This is a genomic window from Micromonospora sp. GCM10011541 (assembly GCF_042650725.1).
GTDB classification, from domain to species: Bacteria; Actinomycetota; Actinomycetes; order Mycobacteriales; family Micromonosporaceae; genus Micromonospora; species Micromonospora sicca.
The window spans coordinates 516,804-537,742 of the sequence record NZ_JBHSBP010000055.1; the positions used below are offsets into that span (position 1 = coordinate 516,804).

A 20,939-nucleotide genomic window follows, 5' to 3' on the forward strand; every position below is an offset into this window, starting at 1 on the left:
AGAGGACAGCTGTGTTCGAGCCGTCGATCCCCGCGTACGACGACAACTTCAACTACGACTTCATGGTCGCCCTGGTCCTGCTCGGCTACTGGGCCCTGCTCGCCCGCCGGTTGTACCGGCTGCCGCACGCACCCACCGCCGCCCGGCTGCGCCGGTCGAGCCGCCGACTGGCGATCGCCGTCCTCGTCGGGGCGCTGTTCGTACCGGCCCGGCTGGTCACCTCGCTGGTGCTCTACGGGTACGGCTGGCACTTCGCCGCCGACCGGCTGCTGATCGGCGTACCCCTGGTGGCGCTGCCGACGCTGGCCACCCTGCTGGTCACCGTGCCCGCGCTGCGCCGGCTCGGCCGGCCGTCGCCGGACGACGCCGAGGAGGTGGCGGCGCCGCCGGCGTCCCGCGCCGCGGCCGCGCCGCGGGTGTCGTTCCCGGCCCGCGCGGTCGCCGTGGGCGGGCTGGTCTCCTTCGTCATGATCCTCTTCGCGCCGGCTCCGCCGCTGCTGGCGCCGGCGCTCGTCAGCTACGGCGTGGTGGCCCTGGTCCTGGTGGTGATCTGGCGCCGGCACGCCGACCGGGTGCGGGACGGGGTGGTGCGACCACTGCCGCGCGGCGCGGCCCGGGTGCGCCGGGTCGCGGTGGCCACCGCGGCCGTCCTCGTCCTGGTCGGCGGCTACGCCGGCTGGGACTGGCAGACCAGCAAGCTGCCCGACGACTACCGCATGACGGAGCAAGCGATGACCTATGGCACAGGCCCCGGACCGGTGGACCACTCGGCGCACTCGCACGGCGCCGGCCTGCCGGACCGCCCGCTGACCCAGTTCACCGGCCCGGCGGGCAAGCCCGACAAGCGGTTCACCCTCGTCGCCACGGACGCCAGGCTGAAGCTCAGCTCCGGCGCCACCGTCGACGCGACCGCCTTCAACGGCCAGATCCCCGGGCCCGAGCTGCGGGTCCGGCAGGGCGACCTGGTCGAGGTGACCCTGGTCAACCGGACCGCGGACACGCCCACCACGGTGCACTGGCACGGGCTGGACGTGCCCAACGCCGAGGACGGCGTCGCCGGCCTCACCCAGGACGCCGTGCCGCCGGGTGGCAGCCACGTCTACCGGTGGCGCGCCGGGCAGGTCGGCACCTACTGGTACCACTCGCACCAGGCGTCCTCGACCCAGGTCCGGCGCGGCCTGTTCGGCCCCCTGGTCATCGATCCGGCCCAGCCGGGTCCGGCCGGGGTGCGCGAGTTCGTGGTCGCCGCGCACGTCTTCGACACCGACAAGGGCGACACCAGCACCCTCAACGCCGCCGACACCCTCCGGCGGGAATCCGTCCCGCCGGGCGCCCCGGTCCGGATCCGGCTGATCAACGCGGACAACTTCCGCAAGTACTTCACCCTGGCCGGTACGCCGTTCAAGGTCACCGCGGTCGACGGCGGCCCGGTCAACGCCCCCACCGACCTGTACCGGACCAAGCTGATGCTCGGCGGCGGCGGCCGGTACGACCTGGAGTTCACCATGCCGTCCGCGCCGGTCCGGCTGACCGACCTGGCCGCGGTCGGCGCCGGCCTGCTGCTCAGCCCCGACGGGCAGGGCGAGCTGGCGCCGCTGACCGACGGGCCGGAGTTCGACGCCACCCGGTACGGCAGCCCGGCGGCCACCCCGTTCGGACCGGACAGCGACTTCGACCGCAGCTTCGACCTGGTGCTGGACAACCGGCCGGGGTTCTACGACGGCCAGCCCTACTACCTGTGGACGATCAACGGGCACGTCTCGCCGCACGTGCCGATGCTGATGGTGCGCGAGGGCGAGCTGGTCAAGGTGACGATCAGCAACCGCAGCTTCCTGGAACACCCCATGCATCTGCACGGCCACCACGTTCTGGTGCTGAGCCGCAACGGCCACCGGGCCACCGGCAGCCCACTCTGGCTGGACACCGTCACCCTGCTCTCCGGGGAGTCCTACGAGCTGGCCTTCCGGGCCGACAACCCCGGACTGTGGATGGACCACTGCCACAACCTCAAGCACGCCGCGATGGGCATGACCATGCACCTCGGCTACGAGGGAATCAGCACCCCGTTCCACGCCGGCCGGGCCACCGGCAACATCCCCGAATAGCGCCTCCGGCCCACCCCCGCACGGCCGCCACCCCCCGTCCAGCAGGGCGGGGGGTGGCGGCCGTCGCGCGCCGCTCTCCGTCCGGCGCGGAGCGTCGAGCCGGCCTTGAGAGGAACTGGACAGCTCCCAGGTGCACTGGCAGCGGCCCGAGGAGAGGCCCGCGGCCACACAACGGGAAGGTGGTGCTGATGAGCGCATCGGACGCCGACGTCGGCGCGGTCGTCACCGGCATCGGGGTCACCGCGCCGACCGGCATCGGGATCCACGCGCACTGGCAGTCGGTGCTGGACGGCAAGACGGGGATCGGCATGATCACCCGCTTCGACCCGGAGAGCTACCCCGTCCGGTACGCCGGGCAGGTCCCCGGCTTCGCCGCGCGGGAGCGGGTGCCCGGCCGGTTGATCCCGCAGACCGACCACTGGACGCACCTGGCCCTGGCCGCCGCCGACGACGCCCTCGGCGACGCCGGCGTCGACCCGGCCGGGCTGCCGGAGTACGAGATGGCGGTGGTCACCTCCAGCTCCTCCGGGGGCACCGAGTTCGGCCAGCACGAGATGGAGCGGCTGTACCGCAACGGCCCGTCCTGGGTCGGGGCGTACCAGTCGATCGCCTGGTTCTACGCGGCGACCACCGGTCAGGTGTCGATCCGACACGGCATGCGCGGTCCCTGCGGGGTGATCTGCGCCGAGCAGGCCGGTGGGCTGGACGCCCTCGGCCAGGCGCGCCGGCTGGCCCGCTCCGGTTACCGGCTGGTGGTCAGCGGCGGCACCGACGCGTCGCTCTGCCCGTACGGCCTCAGCGCGCAGCTGGCCACCGGCCGGCTCTCCACGGTGGACGACCCGACCCGGGCGTACCTGCCCTTCGACGCCGGGGCCAGCGGGTACCTGCCCGGCGAGGGCGGGGCCATCCTGATCGTGGAGAACGGTCGGCACGCCCGCGAGCGCGGGGCCGGCGAGGGCTACGGCAGCATCCTCGGCTACGCGGCCGGCTTCGACCCGCCGCCCGGCTCCGGGCGGTCCCCGGCGCTGCGCCGGACCGTCACCGCCGCGCTGGCCGACGCGCGGCTGGCGCCGGACGACGTCGACGTGGTCTTCGCCGACGCCGCCGGCAGTCCGGACCTGGACGCGGCCGAGTCCGCGGCGATCACCGCGGTGTTCGGCCGGCGCGGGGTGCCGGTCACCGCCCCGAAGACCCTCACCGGCCGGCTGTACGGCGGCGGCGCGCCGCTGGACGTCGCCACCGCGCTGCTCGCGGTCCGGGACGGGGTCGTCCCGCCCACCGTCGGGGTGACCCGCCCGGACCCGGACCTGGACCTGGTCCTCGGTGAGCCCCGGGAGCTGCCGCTGCGGCGGGCCCTGGTGCTGGCCCGGGGCCACGGCGGCTTCACCGCCGCCATGGTGGTCGGGACGTCCCGCCGCCGTTGACCGTCACCCACCGATCCATGACGAACGGAGCGAGAGCGATGACGAGCTTCACCCTGGACGACCTTCGCGAGCTGCTGGGCAGCATCGCCGGGGTCGACGAGTCCACCGACCTGTCCGGCGACATCGCCGACGTGCCGCTGGCCGACCTGGGTTACGACTCACTGGCCATGCTGGAGTTGGCCGGCCACGTGCAGCGCTGCTACGGGGTGCCGATCCCGGACGAGGCGGTGGAGCGGATGACCACCCCGCGCGGCACCGTCGACTACATCAACGCGCAGTTCGCGACGGTGGGCTGAGATGGCCGGGCACACCGACAACGCGGTGGTCATCGACGCCCCGCTGGAACTGGTCTGGGAGTTGACCAACGACATCGAGTCGTGGCCGCGACTGTTCAGCGAGTACGCCGAGGCCACTGTGCTGGACCGCCGGCCGGACGGCTCGGTGCTGTTCCGGCTCGCCCTGCACCCCGACGAGAACGGCAAGGTCTGGTCCTGGGTCTCGGCCCGGGCGGCCGACCGGCAGACCTGGACGGTCCGCTCGCACCGGGTGGAGACCGGAGTCTTCAAGTACATGTCGCTGTTCTGGGAGTACACGCCGGTCGAGGGCGGGGTGCGGCTGCGCTGGGTGCAGGACTTCGAGATGAAGCCCGGCGCCCCGCTCGACGACGCCGGGATGCAGGAGCGGCTCAACCGCAACACCGCCGTCCAGCAGCAGCTGATCAAGGAGAAGGTCGAGGCCGCCGCCCGCCGGGGCGTACCGGTCAGCTGAGCGCCCGGCCCGGGCGCACCGGGCCCGGCGAACCGACATGGAGGAACCACGATGGATCTGGAACTGGCCGGAAAGAAGGCCCTGGTCACCGGGGGCACCCGGGGCGTGGGCCGGGGCATCGTCCTGGCCCTGGCCCGGCACGGTGTCGACGTGCTCACCTGCTACCGGCAGGAGAGCGAGGCGGTCACCTCGCTGGAACGCGAGCTCAAGGAGATCGGCGGCCAGCACCACCTGGTCCGCGCCGACCTGGCCGACCCGGAGCAGGTCGGTGCGCTGATGGCCGAGGCGCGCAGCCGGTTCGGCCGGCTCGACCTGGTGGTCAACAACGCCGGCGCGATCAGCCACGTGCCGTACGAGCAGCTCACCTTGGCGCAGTGGCAGCAGGTGATCGACACCAACCTGACCGCGGTGCACCTGGTCACCCAGGCGGCCATCCCGATGATGACGGCCGGCGGCTCGGTGGTGAGCATCGGCTCGAAGTCCTCGGAGGTGGGCATCCCACTGCGGGCCCACTACACGGCCACCAAGGCGGCGCTGCGCGGCCTGACCCGCTCGCTGGCGAAGGAGTACGGGGCGAAGGGGCTGCGCTTCAACGTGCTCGCCCTCGGGGTCATCCGTACCGAGGCGATGGACGCGATGCCGGCGCAGCAGCGCGAGCTGCTGACGAAGCGCTACCAGGACAAGACCGCGCTGGGCCGGCTCGGCGAGCCGGACGAGGTGGCCGGGGCGGTGCTCTGGCTGGCCAGCGACCTGTCCCGGTACGTCACCGGCGCCACCGTGCACGTCGACGGGGGGATCTCCTGATGGCCGAGGGACCGTTCCGGGTGATGCTGCGGATGCAGATCAAGCCCGGCATGCAGGAGGAGTTCGAGCGGGTCTGGCTGGAGGTCGGCGACTCCGTCACCAGCCACCCGGCGAACCTGGGGCAGTGGCTCTCCCGCGACGAGGAGGAGGGCGTCTACTGGATCGTCAGCGACTGGGTGGACGAGCCCCGGTTCCGCGAGTTCGAGCACAGCGACCGGCACCTGGAGCACCGGACCAGGCTGCACCCGTACCGGTCGGGCGGCTCGATGACCACGATGCGGGTGGTCGCCCACCTGTCCGGCGCGGCGAGCGCCGGGAGCCACGGGGAATGGGCCGGCGTCCGGTGACGCGCCGGCCGCCCGTCCGGCGTGCCGGGGGACCGGGCGCCGGGCGGGCGACCGGCCGCACCGCACGACCGGCAACCGACGGCGGTAATCCCGCGCCCCGCGTGAGGCCGGGCACGGACGATCGGAGCGGAACATGACCAGTACGGTTCCTGCGCCGGCGCGGGGCGCCACCGCCGCGCCGGCCGTCCCGGCCACCCCGGCCGACGCGGAGTGGCTGACCTGCGGTGGCTGCCGGGTGCTGCTGTACCGCAAGCGGTTCGACCGGCTGCTGGGGGTGTGCCCGGAGTGCGGGTGGCACAGCCGGCTGACCGTGGACGAGCGGCTGCGCAGCCTGCTCGACCCCGACTCGGTGCGACCGGTGACGCCGGCGGAGTCGGTGCACGACCCGCTGAACTTCACCGACCTGGTCGACTACCCGGGCCGGTTGTCCCGGGCCCGGGAGAGCACCGGCCTCGCCGACGCGGTCCGGGTGGTCCGGGGTCGGATCCAGGGCCACCCGGTGGTGGTGGCGGTGATGGACTTCCGCTTTCTCGGCGGCAGCCTGGGGGTGGCCGCCGGCGAGGCGGTGACCGCCGCCGCGGAGGCCGCCCTGGCCGACTCCTGCGCGCTGCTGATCGTCACCGCCTCCGGCGGGGCCCGGATGCAGGAGGGCGCGCTGGCGCTGATGCAGATGGCCAAGACCGGCAACGCGCTGCGCGCCCTGGACGAGGCGGGGCTGCTCACGATCACCCTGGTGACCGACCCGACGTACGGCGGGGTCGCAGCCTCGTTCGCCACGCTGACCGACGTCATCATCGCCGAGCCCGGCGCCCGGATGGGCTTCGCCGGCCCGCGGGTCATCGCGCAGACCATCCGCCAGGAGCTGCCCCCGGGCTTCCAGACCGCGGAGTTCCTGCTGGAGCGGGGCCTGGTCGACGGGGTACGCGCCCGGGGCGAGCTGCCGTGGGTGCTGGGCCAGTTGCTGGCGGCGGCCGCCCCGGCGCCGGCCGACTGGGGTGGGGCGGCGGTGGACCCCGTGCTGCGCGACCCGGCCGCCCTGGTCCGCCGACCGCCCGCCGAGGTGGTCCGGCTGGCCCGGCACCTCGACCGGCCGACCCTCACCGACCACCTCACCGAGTGGCTGGACGGCTTCGTCGAGCTGCGCGGCGCCCGCGACGGCGCGGGGGACTGCCGGGCGGTGGTGGGTGGCCTGGGGGTGCTGGACGGGCTGCCGGTGCTGGTGATCGGGCACCAGAAGGGGCACCGCACCGAGGAACTGGTGCGGCACTCCTTCGGCATGCCCTCGCCCGCCGGCTACCGCAAGGCCGCCCGGCTGATGCGGCTCGCCGCGAAGCTGCGGGTGCCGATCGTGACCCTGGTGGACACCGCCGGGGCCCACCCCGGGCTGGCGGCGGAGGAGCAGGGCCAGGCGGTCGCCATCGCGGAGTCCATCGCGCTGATGGGCAGCCTGCCGGTGCCGGTGGTCACGGTGATCACCGGTGAGGGAGGCAGCGGCGGCGCGCTGGCGTTGGCGGTGGCGGACCGGGTGCTGCTGACCGAGAACGGCACGTACTCGGTGATCAGTCCGGAGGGTTGCGCGGCGATCCTCTGGCGCAGCCCGGAGCGGGCGGCCGACGCGGCGGCCGCGCTGGGCGTGGACGCCGGGTCCCTGCTGCGGCTCGGCGTGGTCGACGGGGTGGTGCCGGAACCGCCGGGCGGCGCCCACCTCGACCCGGCGCGCGCGTCCCGGCTGGTCCGGGACGCCGTGGTCGTCGCCCTGCGCGAGCTGCGGACCAGTGACGGACCGACCCTGGTCGCCAGGCGGCGGGCCCGATTCCGGCGGTTCGGTCTGACCAACGATAGGAGGCCCTGACATGACCATCACTCCTGCTCCCACCACGACCCCCGTGCCGGCCGATCCGGGCGGGCTGGACGCGGCGGTGGCGGTGCTGCACGCCGAGGCCGCGATGGAGGTGCTGCACCGCAGCGTCCTCGGGGTGGCCCGCTCGGTCAGCGGCGCGCCGAGCCGGATCAGCGTCCGTTTCGGCTGCGCCAGCATCGACGTCGAGTGGCCGGACGCGACCGCGTCCGGGGGTGGGACGCCCGTCACCGTGTTCGCCGAGACGCCCGCGACGCAGGTCGACGCCGGCGCGGAGGCCGGCCGGCACGAGCTGCGGTCACCGCTGGTGGGCACCTTCTACCGGGCGATCGAGCCGGGCGCCAAGCCGTTCGTCGAGGTCGGCGACATCATCGAGGTCGGCCAGCAGGTCGGCATCGTGGAGGCGATGAAGCTGATGAACCCGCTGGTGGCGGACCTGGCCGGGCGGGTGGTCGAGATCGCGGTGGCCGACGGCGAGCCGGTCGAGTACGAGCAGCCGCTGCTGGTGATCGAGCCCTGGGAGGGCGAGTGAGCGGGCGGGAGGCCACCTTCGACACGGTGCTGGTGGCCAACCGCGGCGAGATCGCGCTGCGGGTGGTGCGTACCTGTAGGGAGATGGGGATCCGCAGCGTGGTGGCGTACTCCACCGCGGATCGCGAGTCGGCGGCGGTGCGCGCCGCCGACGAAGCGGTGCACATCGGACCGGGGCCGGCCAAGCAGAGCTACCTGTACCCGCCGGCGCTGATCGAGGCGGCGCTGCGCACCGGCGCGCAGGCCGTGCACCCGGGCTACGGGTTCCTCTCCGAGGATCCCGACTTCGCCGAGATCTGCGCCCGCAACGGGCTGGTCTTCATCGGACCCCGGCCGGAGGTGATGGCGCGCCTCGGCGACAAGTCGCTGGCCCGGCGGTTGATGACCGACGCCGGCCTGCCGGTGCTGCCGGGCACCCTCGAGCCGGTCGGCAGCGCCAGCGAGATCCTGGCCGCCGGGCACCGGGTCGGCTTCCCGGTGATCATCAAGGCGGCGGCCGGCGGGGGCGGCCGGGGGATGAGCGTGGTGCGGCGCGCGGAGGACCTGCTGCCCGCGTTCCGCGCCACCCGGGCCGCGGCCCGCTCGGTCTTCGGCGACGACCGGGTCTACCTGGAGCGCTTCCTGGAACCCGCCCGCCACGTGGAGATCCAGGTGCTCGCCGACGGGCACGGCAACGTGGTGCACCTCGGCGAGCGGGACTGCTCGGTGCAGCGCCGGCACCAGAAGCTCGTCGAGGAGAGCCCGGCCCCGGGCCTGCCCCGGCGGATCGCCGACGCGCTGGCCGAGGCGGCGGTACGGGGCGCCCGGGCGGTCGGCTTCACCGGCGCGGGCACCTTCGAGTTCCTGGTGGCCGGCGAGGAGACCGCGTTCATCGAGGTGAACTCGCGGATCCAGGTGGAGCACCCGGTCACCGAGGCGGTCACCGGCATCGACCTGGTCCGCGAACAGATCCGGGTGGCGGCCGGCCTGCCGCTGTCGGTGACGCAGGACGACGTCCGGCCGCGCGGGGTGGCGGTGGAGTGCCGGGTCAACGCCGAGGACCCGGCCCGGGACTACGCCCCCTGCCCGGGGGAGTTGACGGAGTTCGTCCCGCCCGGCGGCCCGTTCGTCCGGGTGGACACCCACGCCTACCCGGGCTGGCGGATCTCGCCGTACTACGACTCGCTGCTGGCCAAGGTGATCGTCTGGGGGCCGGACCGGGACCAGGCGCTGGACCGGATGGACCGGGCGCTGGCCGAGTTCCGGATCGCCGGGCGGGGCGTCCGCACCACCGTGCCCCGGCTGCGGGAGGTGCTGGCCGACCCGGTGTTCCGGGCGGCGGAGCACTCCACGGCGTTGCTGGACGAGATGGCGGCGGCGCCGGGCGTACGCCTGGCCGGGTGACGGGTCCGTCCCGGCGGCGTCACCCCGGGGAGCAGGTGCGGCGACGGCCGCGACGGTCAGAGACCGTCGCGGCCGTCGGCGTTTCCGGGCCGTCGCCCCCGGGCCGGTGGAGCCGACCCGGGGGCGGGTTCAGCGCCCCACCGCGAGCTGCTGGCTGATGCTGCGCAGGGTCGGCAGGAACCGGTAGTTGTACCCGACGAGCTGGTCGTCCGGCGGCTCGGCGCCGATCAGGTGCAGCTCCACCAACTCCTCCAGGACCGACTCGGCGGCGTGCTCGTCGACGCCGAGCACGCTGGCGGCGGTGCCCAGCGAGACCGGCTGCTGCACCAGCCCGGCGAGCTGGCCCAGCGCGGTCTGCACCGCCCGCGGCGCGAGCCGGTACGTCCGTTCCACGCTGGCCCGCAGCCGCAGCGGGTCGCCGCAGGGGCGGTCCATCTCCCGCCGCTTCCACGCGATCAGCCGGGCGATGCTCCAGTGCGGCCGGGAGAGCAGCATCGACGCGGCGACGTGCAGCGCCGACGGCAGCCCGTCGCAGAGGTAGACCAGCTCGCGGGCGATCAGCGGTTCCCGTTCGATCCGCCGCCGGCCGATCGCGGCGGCCAGCAGTTGCAGGCTGCCGTCGACGTCCAGCGGGGGCAGGTGGAGGGTCTCGCTGATGGACGGCGTAGAGAGCCGACGCCGGCTGGTCACCAGCACCGCGCTGGCGCGGCTCGACGGCAGCAGCGGCGCCAGCTGTTCGCTGTCGGCCACGTCGTCGAGGAGGACGAGCACGTTCCGGTCCGCGGTCAGCGAGCGGAACATCCGGCTGCGCTCGTCGAGCGAGGTCGGCAGCGCCTCGTCGGGCACCCCCAGCGCCCGCAGGAACCCGGCGAGCACCTCGCCCAGGTCGGCCCGCCCGCCGTCGCCGTCCAGCAGCCGGGCGTAGAGCTGGCCGTCGGGGTGGTGGTCGCGGACCTGGTGGGCGGCGTGCACGCTGAGCGCGGTGGCGCCGCAGCCAGGCGGCCCGGCGACGACCACCACGGCCGGGGCGTTGCGGGGCGTACGGCCCAGCGCGGCCAGCACCGCCGCCAGCTCGGTGTCCCGGCCGACCAGCGCCGGCCCCTTGGGCGGCAGCTGGCTGGGCGGCGCCGACCGGACCACGACGGCGGCCGGCTCGGCCGGCGCCGGCGGTGGCTCCAGGGCGAGGTCCCCCTCCAGCATCGAGCGGTGCAGCCGCTGGGTGTCCAGCGACGGGTCCAGGCCCAGCTCCCGGGCCAGCGCGGTGCGCAGGTTCTGGTAGACGGCGAGCGCGTCGGGGCGGCGCCCGGCGCGGTAGAGGGCGAGCATCAGCTTGGCGTGGAAGCCCTCGTGGGTGGGTTGCTTGGCCACCAGCGCGGTCAGCTCGCCCAGCACCTCGTGGTGCCGGCCGAGCTGCAGGTCGGCCTGGATGCGGGACTCCAGGGCGCTCTTGTGCATCTCCTCCAGTCGCAACGCCTCGACCTGGAGCAGCGGCCCGAGACTGACGTCCACCAGGGACGGACCGCGCCAGAGCCGCAGCGCGTCGGCCAGGGTGGCCGCAGCGGTGGCTGGATCACCCGCCTCCAGTTGCGCCCGGCCCAGGGCGGCCAGCCGGCCGAAGCGGCGGGCGTCGAGGGCGTCCGGCGCGAGCGAGAGGACGTATCCGTAGGCGGAGGTCCGCAGCGACGGCGTCCCCGCCGTGGGGGGCAGCTGCCCCCGGGCGTTGGGTACGCCGAGCCGCAGCAGCTTGCGCAGCTGGTAGACGTACGTCTGGAGTGTGGTGGTGACGCTGGCGGGAGGGTTGTCCTCCCACAGCTCCTCGATGATCTGGTCGGTCCGCACGACGACGTTGCCGTTGAGCGCGAGAAGGCTGAGCGCTCGGCGGAGTTTGGGCGCCGAGGGTGTCACGACCGCACGGTCGCGTACCACCTCCAGCGGTCCTAGGATCGAAATCTGCACGACAACCACTTCCCCCTTGTGGTCGAAGTCGCTGCTGATCCGCCCCCGCACCAGGGTCGGACGTCGACTTCGAGAGTGCCTGGTATCAGGCTGGGTCGATGCCATCTTTCACCGCTCGAAAAGCGCTGGAGCGCGGATAGAGCCCCCTTTCTCGAAGTCCTCCGCTCGTCCCTTTTCGCGGCAAACGCCGGGCGAATGCACAAGCGGGGTGGATGCGCAACGCATTAATATCCACCAATCGGTTGACCCCTGCCTCCGACGGTTCGCCGGGGGGACGGGGGGTCGGCCAAAACCGGACAGTCGGGGTGTTTCCCTTGAACCCGCGCGCTCGGACGGCCGCACCGGCCCGCCCTTCCTCGCCCGGAAAGCTCGATACGGATCCCACGGTGTCCGACAATCCGTCATTGTGGGCGCCCGCGCAATGTCGGATCTCCGGCTTTCGATCCGACCGGCTCTTTCCTTACCGAGAGTACCCGAAACATTCGGTAACAAATGGCGGACGGCCGACTGTCGGAAAGTCGCTGTATTGGTCCCGGTCAGCGGAGAAAACATTGTCAAGCGACCCAATAATGGGAATCTGGACAAAGCCCTCCGGACGGCGCCGCCGTACGCCCGTCGGCCGTGGTGACGGCGTTGCGCGAGGCGGGCCCGCGGCAAGCGGTCGCCCGGGTCGCCCGGCCCGTCGGGAACCTCGTCGCGGGGACCTCTCCTACGGCAGGCGTGTCACCGACAGTGATCGCATCACGTGCAATTTGCAATGGTTGCTTCGGGGCGGATTCCACGAAGTGGATTCGACCCCCGAACGACACAATTTCCGTGCACGGGCAACGGCCCGAGCGGGCGGCGACCCGATTCCCGGGCCCGGGACCGACCCCGGCCGGAACGACACGATCCCCGGGCCCGGGGATCAGTGCGGATGGCCGGCGGTCAGCCGGCCGGCCAGGCGGCGAACCGGCGCTGCCCGTACAGCAACGGATCCCGGCCCGGCTGGCGGACGATGCGCCGCACCTCGCCGAAGACCACCACGTGGTCGCCGACCGGCTCGGTGCGCGCCACGGCGCAGTGCGCCACGGCCAGCGCGTCGTCGGCCAGGTGCGGCCCCGCCGCCTCCGGCCCGGCGTCCCAGCGCACCCGGGAGAACCGGTCCGGGTCGCCGGAGGCGAACAGCCGCGCCGTCTGCGACGCGCGGTCGTGCAGCAGGTTCACCGCGAAGCGGGAACCGGCGACGATCGCGGCCAGCGTGGGGCTGCCGCGCCAGACGCAGACCAGCAACGTCGGCGGGCTGAGCGTCACGCTGCACACCGACGAGCAGGTCATGCCGTGCGGCCGGCCGGCCGGCCCGAACGCGGTCAGCACGGCCACGCCGGTGGGGAACTCGGCCATCAGGCCCCGGAAGTCGGTCGAGGTGGGCCCGGCGGCCCGCTCGGCGAGGGAATCTGTCACGTCGCACCACCTCAGGGATCGGGCAGGGGTCCGCCGGCGCGCCGGACCGGACCCCCGGCGTCGGTCAGTTCATCCCGATGTACGGGGCGATGTGCCGGCCGGCCCAGCTGTCGAAGTCCTCCAGCAACTGCTTGTTCAGCTCCGGGTGCTCGGCGAAGGCCTTCAGCGCGTCCGCCTGGGTCATCGCCTTCGCCACCAGGGCGTCGGCCGCCTTGCGCCGCTGCCACCAGTCGTCGTTGGTCTCCGTGCGCTCCAGCAGGGTCGCCGGCACCTTCTGGCCGAGCAGCAGGTTGTCGATGCCCGCGAGGCCGAAGAAGGTCGGTGCCGCCCCCAGTGCCAGGTCCAGCAGGAAGGGGTCCCGCCGGGTCAGCGGCGCGCCGTTGGCGTACAGGTCCAGCAGCGGCTTGAAGCCGGAGACGTCGCAGCGCTCCCGGACGTCCTTCCAGAACGGGGTGTCCAGCTTGGTGTTGAACTTGTAGTGGATGCCTAGGAACCAGCGGATCGCGTCCCAGCGCTGGCCGAGGCCGAGGTTGACCACGTCCCGGGCCGGGGTCTCGGACCACGAGGTGGGCAGGGTGGCCACCATCGCCTGGATGGAGAGCGCGCTCATCAGCAGGCCCGTGGACTCCAGCGGCTCGACGAAGGCGTACGAGTTGCCGATCGCGTAGACGTTGCCCCGCCAGGCCTTGTCGTGCCGGCCGCTGCGGAAGCGCACCTGGCGCAGCCCGTCGACGGTGGGGAAGCGCTCCTTGATCTCGTCGGCCGCCTGCTCGTCGCTGATGTGGTCGGTCGAGTAGACGTAGCCGATGTGGTCGCTCTCCGGGGTGGGGATGTTCCAGGTCCACCCGGCCTGCATGGTGGTCGCCGAGGTGTACGGCTTGAGCACCCCGTCGTGCGGCATGTTGCCGGTGACCGCCGAGTTGGTGAAGAGCGTGTCGGCGTAGCTGTGGAAGGGCGTGCCGAGGGTCTTGCCGAGCAGCATCGACCGGAAGCCGGTGCAGTCGACGTAGAAGTCGAACGTCAGCTCGCGCCCGTCGGTGGTGGTCAGGTGGTCGACCCACTCCTCGCCGCCGAGCACCACGTCGGCCAACCGCGCCTCGACGTGCTTGATGCCGCGCTGCTCGGCCAGCTCGGTGAGGTAGCCGACGAACCGGGCGTTGTCCAGGTGGTACGCGAACGGCAGGTACTTCATCAGCGAGACCGGCTTGCCGTCCACCTCGAAGACCGCCGAGCGGTCGGCCATCATCATCAGCGACTGGAGGGTGAAGCCGTTGACACTGCCGGTGGCGTCCAGCGCGCCGAGGCCGCCGATGGAATGGTGGTGCCAGTCGAAGGTGGCCATGAACGGCTCGTCGTCCGCCGGCCCCCAGTCGAACCTGATGCCGAGCTTCCAGGTCGGCATCACCTTCCGGTACAGCTCGTTGGCGTCGATGCCCAGGTAGTGGTGCAGGAACATCACCATGTAGGTCACCGTCGCCTCGCCGACGCCGATGATCGGGATCTCCTTCGACTGCACCAGGGTGACGTCCAGCCACGGCCGCTTCGCCTTCAGCGCCAGCGCGGCCATGAAGCCGGCGGTGCCGCCGCCGATGACGCCGACCGAGCGGACCCCCTGCGGGTCGTCGTCGGCCGGGCGCCGCCGGTCGCTCGCCACCGCCTCGTGGTGCTGGGTGAGCGCCCGCGGGTTGAGCACACCCGGCATGCCCTGACCGTTCGCGCCGCCCAGCCAGTCGCGTACCGCGTCCGCGTCGGACTCGGTGAGGCTCTCGACGAGCGTGTCCAGCTGGGTCCTGGTGGTGGGGCCGCCGAAGCCGCCCATGTTTCCGTACATTCCGCACTCCCGACCGTCGTTGGATGGATGGCCCCGCCGGCTCCGTCCGGGCGGGGCGGGGTGCCGCCCGGGTGGGTCCGGACCCGTCGGCGCCGGTGCCGCCGACCGGGATCGACCCGGCCACGGCCACTGTGCGCAGGCCGGCTCGAACCCCGCTGGAGCGTCGCTCAGGGTGCCCGGGCCCGCGCCGGGCCCGCTCCGCGCGCACCCGCCGGCTCGCTCGCCGGTCGAGGCCGGTTCGAGGGGTACGCGCCACGCTGGCCGCCGGCCGGCCGCTGCCGCGGCGGGCCGGCGGACACGGAAGGGGCGGGCGATGGTGGCGGACGACGGCAACGGGGCGGGGTACCCGTCGAGACTGGTGCGGATCGGTCGGCTGCTCTGGGCGGGCGCCCAGATCCAGGGACTGTTCCTGCTGGGCTTCCCGCCGCCTCCGGCCCGCCCGGGCCGGCCCGCCGCGCCGCCCCCGCTGCGCTCGATGCGGCCCGCCGAGCAGCGCCCGGTCCGGCCTGCCGGCCCGGCCGACCCGGCCGACCCGGCCGGGACCGCCCGCTGACCGACCGACGACGACCGGCCGCCCACGGCGACGTGGGCGGCCGGTTCGTTCGTGCGGGGTCAGACGCGGGCGAGCAGCATGGCGCTCTGGAAGCCGCCGAAGCCGCTGCCCACGCTGAGGACGGTGTCCATCCGGTGCTCCCGGGCGGTCAGCGGCACGTAGTCCAGGTCGCACTCCGGATCGCGCTGGTGCAGGTTCGCGGTGGGCGGCACCACCTGGCGTTGCAGGGCCAGCGCGCAGGCCGCCACCTCCAGGGATCCGATCGCCCCCAGCGAGTGCCCGATCATCGACTTGATCGAGCTGACCGGCACCTGGTACGCCCGCTCGCCGAGCGCCCGGATGAACGCGGCCGTCTCGTGCCGGTCGTTCTGCTTGGTCCCCGAGCCGTGTGCGTTGATGTAGTCCACGTCGGACGGATCGATGCGCGCCTGGCACATGGCCACCCGGATCGCCTCGGCCATCTCCCGGCCGTCCGGCTTCAGCCCCGTCATGTGGAAGGCGTTGCTGCGGCTGGCGAAACCGGTGATCTCGGCGTAGATGCGGGCCCCGCGCCGCTGGGCCGCCTCCTTCTCCTCCAGCACCAGCACCGCCGCCCCCTCGCCCAGCACGAAACCGTCCCGGGTGGCGTCGAACGGGCGGGAGGCGTGCTCCGGGTCGTCGTTGTTCGGCGAGGTCGCCTTGATCGCGTCGAAGCAGGCGGAGGTGATCGGGGAGAGCGGGGCGTCCGTCGCGCCGGCCACCATCACGTCGGTGCTGCCCTCCCGGATCAGCTCCACCGCGTGCCCGACCGCGTCCAGCCCTGAGGTGCAGCCGGTCGAGATGAGCGCCGTCGGCCCCTCCGCGCCGGCCGTCCAGGCCACCTCCACGGCGAGGGTGCTCGGCACCATGTAGCCGTACAGGTGTGGCACCCCGTAGCTGTGGTCCACCAGCCAGTTGCGGCCGTCGTCGGAGAGCACCGCGTACTCCTGCTCCAGGCCCATGGTGCAGCCGACCGCGCTGCCGATGCTCACCCCGAGCCGGGCCGGGTCGCCGGCGCCGAGGTCCAGGCCGCTGTCCGCGATCGCCTCCCGGGCGCTGACCACCGCGAACTGCGCGGCCCGGTCCATCCGCCGGATCTCCGCCGAGGTCAGCCCGCAGGCCCGCGGGTCGAAGTCCACCTCGGCGGCGATCCGGGACCGGAAGGCACCGGCGTCGAAGAGGCTGATCCGCCGGGTCGCGGTCCGGCCGGCGGCCAGCAGCTCCCAGTACGCCTCCCGGCCGACCGCCCCCGGCGCGACCGCGCCGATCCCGGTGACCACCACCGACCGGGTCATGCCGGACCACCCACGTCCGGGTTCGCCGCCTCCGGCCGGGTCGGCTCCTCGGTGTCCACGTGCCCCAGTTCGGGCCGGGGCGCCAGCGGGGACAGGTGGAACACCACCCGGGCGCCCGCGTCGCCGGTGTTGACCAGCCGGTGCTTCACCCCGATCGGCACCAGCAGCGAGTCGCCGGGGCCGAGCCGGACCGGCTCGCCGTCCAGCCGGATCTCCAGGTCGCCGTCGACGACGTGCAGGAACTCCTCCGAGTACGGGTGGTAGTGCTCGGTGACGTACTCGCCGGGGGCGAGGGTGAGCACCGCGCCGAACCCGGAGGTGCAGCCGACCGTCTTCGGGCTGAGGGTGAGCCGGATGTCGCCGCCGCGGCGTCGGTTCGGCGTCACCTGGCCGACGTGCACGCGCAGTTCGCGGGTCGCGGTCACCGGGTCCTCCCGTCCTTCGCCGTCCACACGTAGAACGGGGCGGCCATCGCGTCCTTCGGTTCCTTCCAGTTCGGGTCGTACGGCGACACGAACTCCGTCAGCCGGGTGTTGATGTCCTGGTACAGCGGGTGGCTGCGGGCCTGGTACAGGTTGGGCGAGATGTCGGCGTCGGCCTCTACGAGATGCAGGTAGAGGTCGTGGAAGGTGAACAGCAGCCGCCGCGAGACACCGATCATGTGGGGCAGATCGGTGGCGTCCGATTCGGCGAAGACGTCGCCGATGCGCTGTGGTTCGTCGGTCTTCAACTTCGCGATGATCAAGGTGCGGTGCACGGTGATCCTCCTGGCGTCCGCTCCGATGGGCCCGCACATGCTCACAGCGCCGGCTGGAGCCGTACTCGAACCCGGCTCGGCGGCCGGGCGACCCGCCGCCGGCCGCGGACGCCCGCCCCGACGGTGCCGCCGCGGCCCTCGACCCGTGGTCGAGCCGCCCCCGAGGCGACGGTGTGACGATCCCCGGGTCAACCATCGGACGTCCGGTCGGAGGACCCATGTCGACCACCCAGGCCGCCCGCCTCCTGCTCGCCCTCGCGATCATCATCGTGGCCGCCCGCCTGCTCGGCGCGCTGGCCCGCCGGCTGGACCAGCCGCCGGTGATCGGCGAGGTGCTGGCCGGGATCGCGCTCGGCCCCACGCTGCTGCCCGGCGCCGTCTCCGAGGCGGTCTTCCCCACCGACATCCGGCCGTTCCTCGCCGCGCTGGCCAACCTGGGGGTCGCGCTGTTCATGTTCATCGTCGGCCTCGAACTGGACCACGCGCTGGTGCGCGGCAGGGGCCGGCTGGCCGGCAGCGTCTCGGTCAGCTCCATCGTGCTGCCGTTCGGGCTGGGCGCCCTGCTGTCGCTGTACCTGATCCGCGATCACCCGAGCCGGGACCCGCTGAGCTTCGCGCTGTTCATGGGGGCGGCGATGTCGGTCACCGCGTTCCCCGTGCTGGCCCGGATCCTCACCGACCGGAACATGAGCCACACCCTGGTCGGCCAGGTGGCCCTGACCTGCGCGGCGGTCGACGACGCCCTCGCCTGGTCGATGCTGGCGATGGTGGTGGCCGTCGCCGGCGCCGCCGCCGACCAGGCCCGGCTGCTGCTGGTGCTGCCCTACCTGGCGGTGATGTTCCTGCTGGTCCGCCCCCTGCTGAGCCGGGCGGCCACGGCGCAGCGGCGAGCCGGGCGGCTGACCAGCGGCACCCTCGCCGTGGTGCTGGCCGGTGCGCTGCTGTCCGCCGCGGCCACCGAGGCCGTCGGGCTGCACTTCATCTTCGGCGCGTTCCTGTTCGGCGTGGTGATGCCCCGCGAGGGCGGCGCCGCGCTCCGCGCCGAACTGCTGGAGCGGGTCGGCCAGGTCAGCTCGGTGCTGCTGCTGCCGGTCTTCTTCATCGTCGCCGGCCTGCGGGTCGACCTCTCCGCCGTCGGCCCCACCGGGCTGGGCGAGCTGGCCCTGATCCTGCTGGTGGCGATCGGCGGCAAGTTCGTCGGCGCCTACCTGGCGGCCCGGGCCAACGGACTGCCGGCCCGGGAGTCGGGCGCGCTGGCCACGTTGATGAACACCCGCGGCCTGACCGAGCTGGTCATCCTCAACATCGGCCTGCAACTGACCCTGCTGGACACCCGGCTCTATTCGCTGATGGTGGTGATGGCGGTGCTCACCACCGCGATGGCCGGACCGCTGCTGAGGGTGCTCTACCCACCCGTGCGCTACGCCCCGGCCGCCCCGGTGCCGACGGCCCACCCCGGCTGACCGCCGCGCCCCGGCCGGTCCGGCGGACACCTGACTTTCGTCGGTGTCCGGGCCGGCCGCCCGCCGGTAGCCTGACCGCCGTGGCAACGCGGTGGTGGCGTCCTAGGCGCCTGCTCGGGGACCGGCGGCGGGCCGGCGACCTGCTGCTCTGGGCCGCGCTGGCCGCGCCGATCGGGTACGCCGGGATCACCCCACCCCGCCCGCCCGCCGCCGTGTTCCTGCTGGTCGCCTCGCTGGCGCTGCTCGCCCTGGCGGTGGGGGCCGGTCGGCGGCTGCCACTGACCGCCCTGGTGGCGGTGGTGCTCGGCTCGCTGCTCGACGGCAACTTCGTCTTCGCCATCCCGGTCTTCAGCTATCTCGCCGGACGGCGCGGCGCGGGCACCGCGCGGGCCGCCGCGGTCTTCGGAGCGATCGCGGCCGCCGGCACCGGGCTCAACCTCGGCCTGCTCGGCACCGGGCCGGCGACCTGGTACCTGCTGGCGTCCGTGCTGCTCTTCGGCGGGGTGTTCCCCTGGCTGCTCGGCCGGCACCGGCGGCAGCAGCGGGCGCTGGCGGCGACCGAGCGGCGGCACGCCGAGGCGGTGGACCGGGAGCGGCGTGGCGCGGTGGACCGGATCCGGCTGCGGGAACGGGCCCGGATCGCCCACGAGATGCACGATTCGCTGGGCCACGACCTGAGCCTGATCGCGCTTCGCGCCGCCGCGCTGGAGGTCGCCGCCGACCTCGCCCCCGCCCACCGCGCCGCCGCCGGTGAGCTGCGCGCCAGCGTGGCCGCCGCGACCGAGCGGCTGCACGAGATCATCGGGGTACTGCGCGAGGAGCGGCCGTCGGACGTCCGGCCGACCGACGAGACCCTGGCGGAGCTGGTGGAGGGCACCCGCGACGCCGGGATGACGGTGGAGCTGCGAGCGCCGGCCGACCTGGACCTGCCGCCGATGGTCGCGCACGCCGCGCACCGGGTGGTCCGTGAGGCGTTGACCAACGCCGCCCGGTACGCCCCCGGCGCTGCGGTCACCGTCACCCTCGCCCCGGCCGCTGACACTGTGGACGTGCGGGTGGTCAACGCCCCGCCGGCGGGCCCGCCGCTGCCCGGCCCGCCCGCCCACGGCTCGGGTCTGCTCGCCCTGCGCGAGCGGGTACGCCTCACCGGCGGGGTCCTCGACGCCGGCCCGCGCGACGGCGGGTTCGCCGTCTCGGCCCGGCTGCCGCTGACGGTCGACGGGCCGGCGGGCGACGACCCGCCGGCGGTCCTGCCCGATGTCGCGGTCGGGTGGCCGGCACCCGATGCCGCGGTCGGGTGGCCGGTGCCCGACACCCTGGCCGGACGGCCGGTCCCTGGCCGGCCCGGGACCGCGCCGACCGATCGGTCCGGCGAGTCCGCGCGACGGCTGCGCGACGCCCGACGCGAGGTGCGGCGCAGCCTGCTGATCGCGTTCGGCGCCCCGGTCACGCTGGGCCTGGTGCTGTCGCTGGTCTACTACCCGCTCGCCACGGCCGGCGCCGTGCTGGACCGCCCCGGGTACGAGCGGCTGCGCGTCGGCGACCCGCGCGACGGACTGGGGCTGCCCCGGCGGCAGGCCGAGCCGCCGGACGGCGACGCGGCGGACGGGTGCGAGTACTACACCGACGGCAACTTCCCCTTCGCGGAGCCGACCTGGCGGCTCTGCTTCGCTGACGGCCGGCTGGCCAGCAAGGAGCGGATCACCCGGTGAGCGAGGACCGCGAGCGCCCGGTGCGGGTCGTGCTCGCCGACGACGAGACCATGGTCCGGGCCGGGGTGCGGGCCATCCTGGCGGCGGACCCGGGGATCGAGGTGGTCGGCGAGGCCGCCGACGGCCGGGACGCCGTCGAACTCGTCCGCGCCCACCGCCCCCGGGTCGCCCTGCTGGACATCCGGATGCCGCGGCTGGACGGGATCGGCGCGGCCGCGGAGATCCGGCGGCTGGTGCCGGAGACGGCCAGCGTCATGCTGACCACGTTCGGCGAGGACGACCACGTGGCCCGGGCGCTGGGACACGGGGCGAGCGGGTTCCTGCTCAAGGCCGGCGATCCGCGCGAGCTGCTGGCCGGGGTCCGGGCGGTGGCCGACGGCGGGGCGTACCTGTCGCCCCGGGTGGCCCGGCGGGTGATCGAGCTGACCGGCGGCCGGCTGGCCCGCGGCCCGTACGCCCGGGACCGGCTCGCCGGCCTGACCGAGCGCGAACGGGAGGTACTGGCGCTGGTCGGTGCGGGGCTGTCGAACGCCGAGATCGCCCGCCGGCTGCATCTGGTCGAGGGCACCGTGAAGAGCTACCTGACCAGCATCTTCACCCGGCTCGACGTCCGTAACCGGGTGCAGGCGGCGATTCTGGCGTACGAGGCGGGGCTGGTCCCACCGACCGGCTGACCAGCCCCGCCCCGACC

19 protein-coding genes are annotated in these 20,939 nt (G+C 74.0%); 13 read left to right on the forward strand and 6 right to left on the reverse strand.

The window, feature by feature from the left end; genetic code table 11:
- Positions 1-11: 11 nt before the first annotated feature.
- The 9 genes from ACFOYX_RS24465 to ACFOYX_RS24505 all read left to right on the forward strand — a co-directional run bounded on the left by ACFOYX_RS24465 (position 12) and on the right by ACFOYX_RS24505 (position 9,220).
- Positions 12-2,105 (forward strand): multicopper oxidase family protein, encoded by a 2,094-nt coding sequence (locus ACFOYX_RS24465; protein WP_322442824.1) that lies wholly within the window; start codon positions 12-14, stop codon positions 2,103-2,105.
- A 188-nt stretch (positions 2,106-2,293) separates the two neighbouring features.
- Positions 2,294-3,529 (forward strand): ketosynthase chain-length factor, encoded by a 1,236-nt coding sequence (locus tag ACFOYX_RS24470; protein ID WP_322442823.1) that lies wholly within the window; start codon positions 2,294-2,296, stop codon positions 3,527-3,529.
- 38 nt (positions 3,530-3,567) lie between these two features.
- Positions 3,568-3,825 (forward strand): acyl carrier protein, encoded by a 258-nt coding sequence (locus ACFOYX_RS24475; protein WP_322442822.1) that lies wholly within the window; start codon positions 3,568-3,570, stop codon positions 3,823-3,825.
- Between the two features lies 1 nt (position 3,826).
- Complete coding sequence (locus tag ACFOYX_RS24480; protein ID WP_238455189.1) at positions 3,827-4,297, forward strand: SRPBCC family protein; 471 nt, start codon at positions 3,827-3,829, stop codon at positions 4,295-4,297.
- Between the two features lie 51 nt (positions 4,298-4,348).
- The gene (locus ACFOYX_RS24485; protein WP_322442821.1) at positions 4,349-5,101 is read left to right on the forward strand and encodes an SDR family oxidoreductase; all 753 of its coding nucleotides are present in this window, start codon (positions 4,349-4,351) and stop codon (positions 5,099-5,101) included.
- Positions 5,101-5,448 carry an antibiotic biosynthesis monooxygenase gene (locus ACFOYX_RS24490; protein ID WP_109800969.1) on the forward strand — a complete coding sequence of 116 codons (348 nt, stop codon included), beginning with the start codon at positions 5,101-5,103 and terminating at the stop codon, positions 5,446-5,448. The genes ACFOYX_RS24485 and ACFOYX_RS24490 overlap by 1 nt, the downstream gene beginning before the upstream one ends.
- Positions 5,449-5,581: 133 nt before the next feature.
- Positions 5,582-7,300, forward strand: coding sequence for an acetyl-CoA carboxylase carboxyltransferase subunit alpha/beta (locus tag ACFOYX_RS24495; RefSeq protein WP_322442820.1), 1,719 nt, complete (start codon positions 5,582-5,584; stop codon positions 7,298-7,300).
- A 1-nt stretch (position 7,301) separates the two neighbouring features.
- A complete protein-coding gene (gene accB, locus ACFOYX_RS24500; RefSeq protein ID WP_322442819.1) occupies positions 7,302-7,838 on the forward strand; it encodes an acetyl-CoA carboxylase biotin carboxyl carrier protein in 537 nt (178 codons plus the stop codon).
- Positions 7,835-9,220, forward strand: coding sequence for an acetyl-CoA carboxylase biotin carboxylase subunit (locus tag ACFOYX_RS24505; protein ID WP_322442818.1), 1,386 nt, complete (start codon positions 7,835-7,837; stop codon positions 9,218-9,220). Before accB ends, ACFOYX_RS24505 begins: the two co-directional genes overlap by 4 nt.
- Before the next feature lie 129 nt (positions 9,221-9,349).
- Here ACFOYX_RS24505 and ACFOYX_RS24510 read toward each other — a convergent pair whose 3' ends face one another.
- The 3 genes from ACFOYX_RS24510 to ACFOYX_RS24520 form a co-directional block, all read right to left on the reverse strand.
- Positions 9,350-11,125 carry a BTAD domain-containing putative transcriptional regulator gene (locus ACFOYX_RS24510; protein ID WP_322442817.1) on the reverse strand — a complete coding sequence of 592 codons (1,776 nt, stop codon included), beginning with the start codon at positions 11,123-11,125 and terminating at the stop codon, positions 9,350-9,352.
- Positions 11,126-12,103: 978 nt separating this feature from the next.
- A complete protein-coding gene (locus ACFOYX_RS24515; protein ID WP_322442816.1) occupies positions 12,104-12,619 on the reverse strand; it encodes a flavin reductase family protein in 516 nt (171 codons plus the stop codon).
- Positions 12,620-12,683: 64 nt separating this feature from the next.
- Positions 12,684-14,450: a tryptophan halogenase family protein gene (locus ACFOYX_RS24520; RefSeq protein ID WP_322442815.1), complete on the reverse strand. Its 1,767-nt coding sequence runs from the start codon at positions 14,448-14,450 to the stop codon at positions 12,684-12,686.
- Positions 14,451-14,763: 313 nt separating this feature from the next.
- Here ACFOYX_RS24520 and ACFOYX_RS24525 point away from each other — a divergent pair, with 313 nt between their 5' ends.
- Positions 14,764-15,003: a hypothetical protein gene (locus ACFOYX_RS24525; RefSeq protein ID WP_322442814.1), complete on the forward strand. Its 240-nt coding sequence runs from the start codon at positions 14,764-14,766 to the stop codon at positions 15,001-15,003.
- Between the two features lie 59 nt (positions 15,004-15,062).
- Here the strand turns inward: ACFOYX_RS24525 and ACFOYX_RS24530 are convergent, their stop codons facing one another.
- From ACFOYX_RS24530 to ACFOYX_RS24540, 3 genes are read right to left on the reverse strand one after another with little or no spacing between them, the layout of a single operon-like run.
- Positions 15,063-16,316 carry a beta-ketoacyl synthase gene (locus ACFOYX_RS24530; protein ID WP_238453254.1) on the reverse strand — a complete coding sequence of 418 codons (1,254 nt, stop codon included), beginning with the start codon at positions 16,314-16,316 and terminating at the stop codon, positions 15,063-15,065.
- A complete protein-coding gene (locus ACFOYX_RS24535) occupies positions 16,313-16,741 on the reverse strand; it encodes a cupin domain-containing protein (protein WP_322442813.1) in 429 nt (142 codons plus the stop codon). The genes ACFOYX_RS24530 and ACFOYX_RS24535 overlap by 4 nt, the downstream gene beginning before the upstream one ends.
- A complete protein-coding gene (locus tag ACFOYX_RS24540) occupies positions 16,738-17,073 on the reverse strand; it encodes a TcmI family type II polyketide cyclase (RefSeq protein WP_322442812.1) in 336 nt (111 codons plus the stop codon). The genes ACFOYX_RS24535 and ACFOYX_RS24540 overlap by 4 nt, the downstream gene beginning before the upstream one ends.
- A 218-nt stretch (positions 17,074-17,291) precedes the next feature.
- Between ACFOYX_RS24540 and ACFOYX_RS24545 the strand changes: the two genes are divergently transcribed.
- The 3 genes from ACFOYX_RS24545 (at position 17,292) to ACFOYX_RS24555 (ending at position 20,922) form a co-directional block, all read left to right on the forward strand.
- Entirely contained in the window at positions 17,292-18,536 is a 1,245-nt protein-coding gene (locus ACFOYX_RS24545) for a cation:proton antiporter (protein WP_322442811.1), read from the forward strand.
- Between the two features lie 80 nt (positions 18,537-18,616).
- A complete protein-coding gene (locus ACFOYX_RS24550; protein ID WP_322442810.1) occupies positions 18,617-20,248 on the forward strand; it encodes a histidine kinase in 1,632 nt (543 codons plus the stop codon).
- Entirely contained in the window at positions 20,245-20,922 is a 678-nt protein-coding gene (locus tag ACFOYX_RS24555) for a response regulator transcription factor (RefSeq protein ID WP_322442809.1), read from the forward strand. Before ACFOYX_RS24550 ends, ACFOYX_RS24555 begins: the two co-directional genes overlap by 4 nt.
- The last annotated feature ends 17 nt before the right edge of the window (positions 20,923-20,939 follow it).

Coding starts and splice junctions, on each gene's coding strand:
- accB (WP_322442819.1), top strand. CDS start 7,302: ATGACCATCACTCCTGCTCCCACCACGACCCCCGTGCCGGCCGATCCG.
- ACFOYX_RS24520 (WP_322442815.1), bottom strand. CDS start 14,450: ATGTACGGAAACATGGGCGGCTTCGGCGGCCCCACCACCAGGACCCAG.
- ACFOYX_RS24475 (WP_322442822.1), top strand. CDS start 3,568: ATGACGAGCTTCACCCTGGACGACCTTCGCGAGCTGCTGGGCAGCATC.
- ACFOYX_RS24485 (WP_322442821.1), top strand. CDS start 4,349: ATGGATCTGGAACTGGCCGGAAAGAAGGCCCTGGTCACCGGGGGCACC.
- ACFOYX_RS24530 (WP_238453254.1), bottom strand. CDS start 16,316: ATGACCCGGTCGGTGGTGGTCACCGGGATCGGCGCGGTCGCGCCGGGG.
- ACFOYX_RS24490 (WP_109800969.1), top strand. CDS start 5,101: ATGGCCGAGGGACCGTTCCGGGTGATGCTGCGGATGCAGATCAAGCCC.
- ACFOYX_RS24480 (WP_238455189.1), top strand. CDS start 3,827: ATGGCCGGGCACACCGACAACGCGGTGGTCATCGACGCCCCGCTGGAA.
- ACFOYX_RS24470 (WP_322442823.1), top strand. CDS start 2,294: ATGAGCGCATCGGACGCCGACGTCGGCGCGGTCGTCACCGGCATCGGG.
- ACFOYX_RS24495 (WP_322442820.1), top strand. CDS start 5,582: ATGACCAGTACGGTTCCTGCGCCGGCGCGGGGCGCCACCGCCGCGCCG.
- ACFOYX_RS24545 (WP_322442811.1), top strand. CDS start 17,292: ATGTCGACCACCCAGGCCGCCCGCCTCCTGCTCGCCCTCGCGATCATC.
- ACFOYX_RS24525 (WP_322442814.1), top strand. CDS start 14,764: ATGGTGGCGGACGACGGCAACGGGGCGGGGTACCCGTCGAGACTGGTG.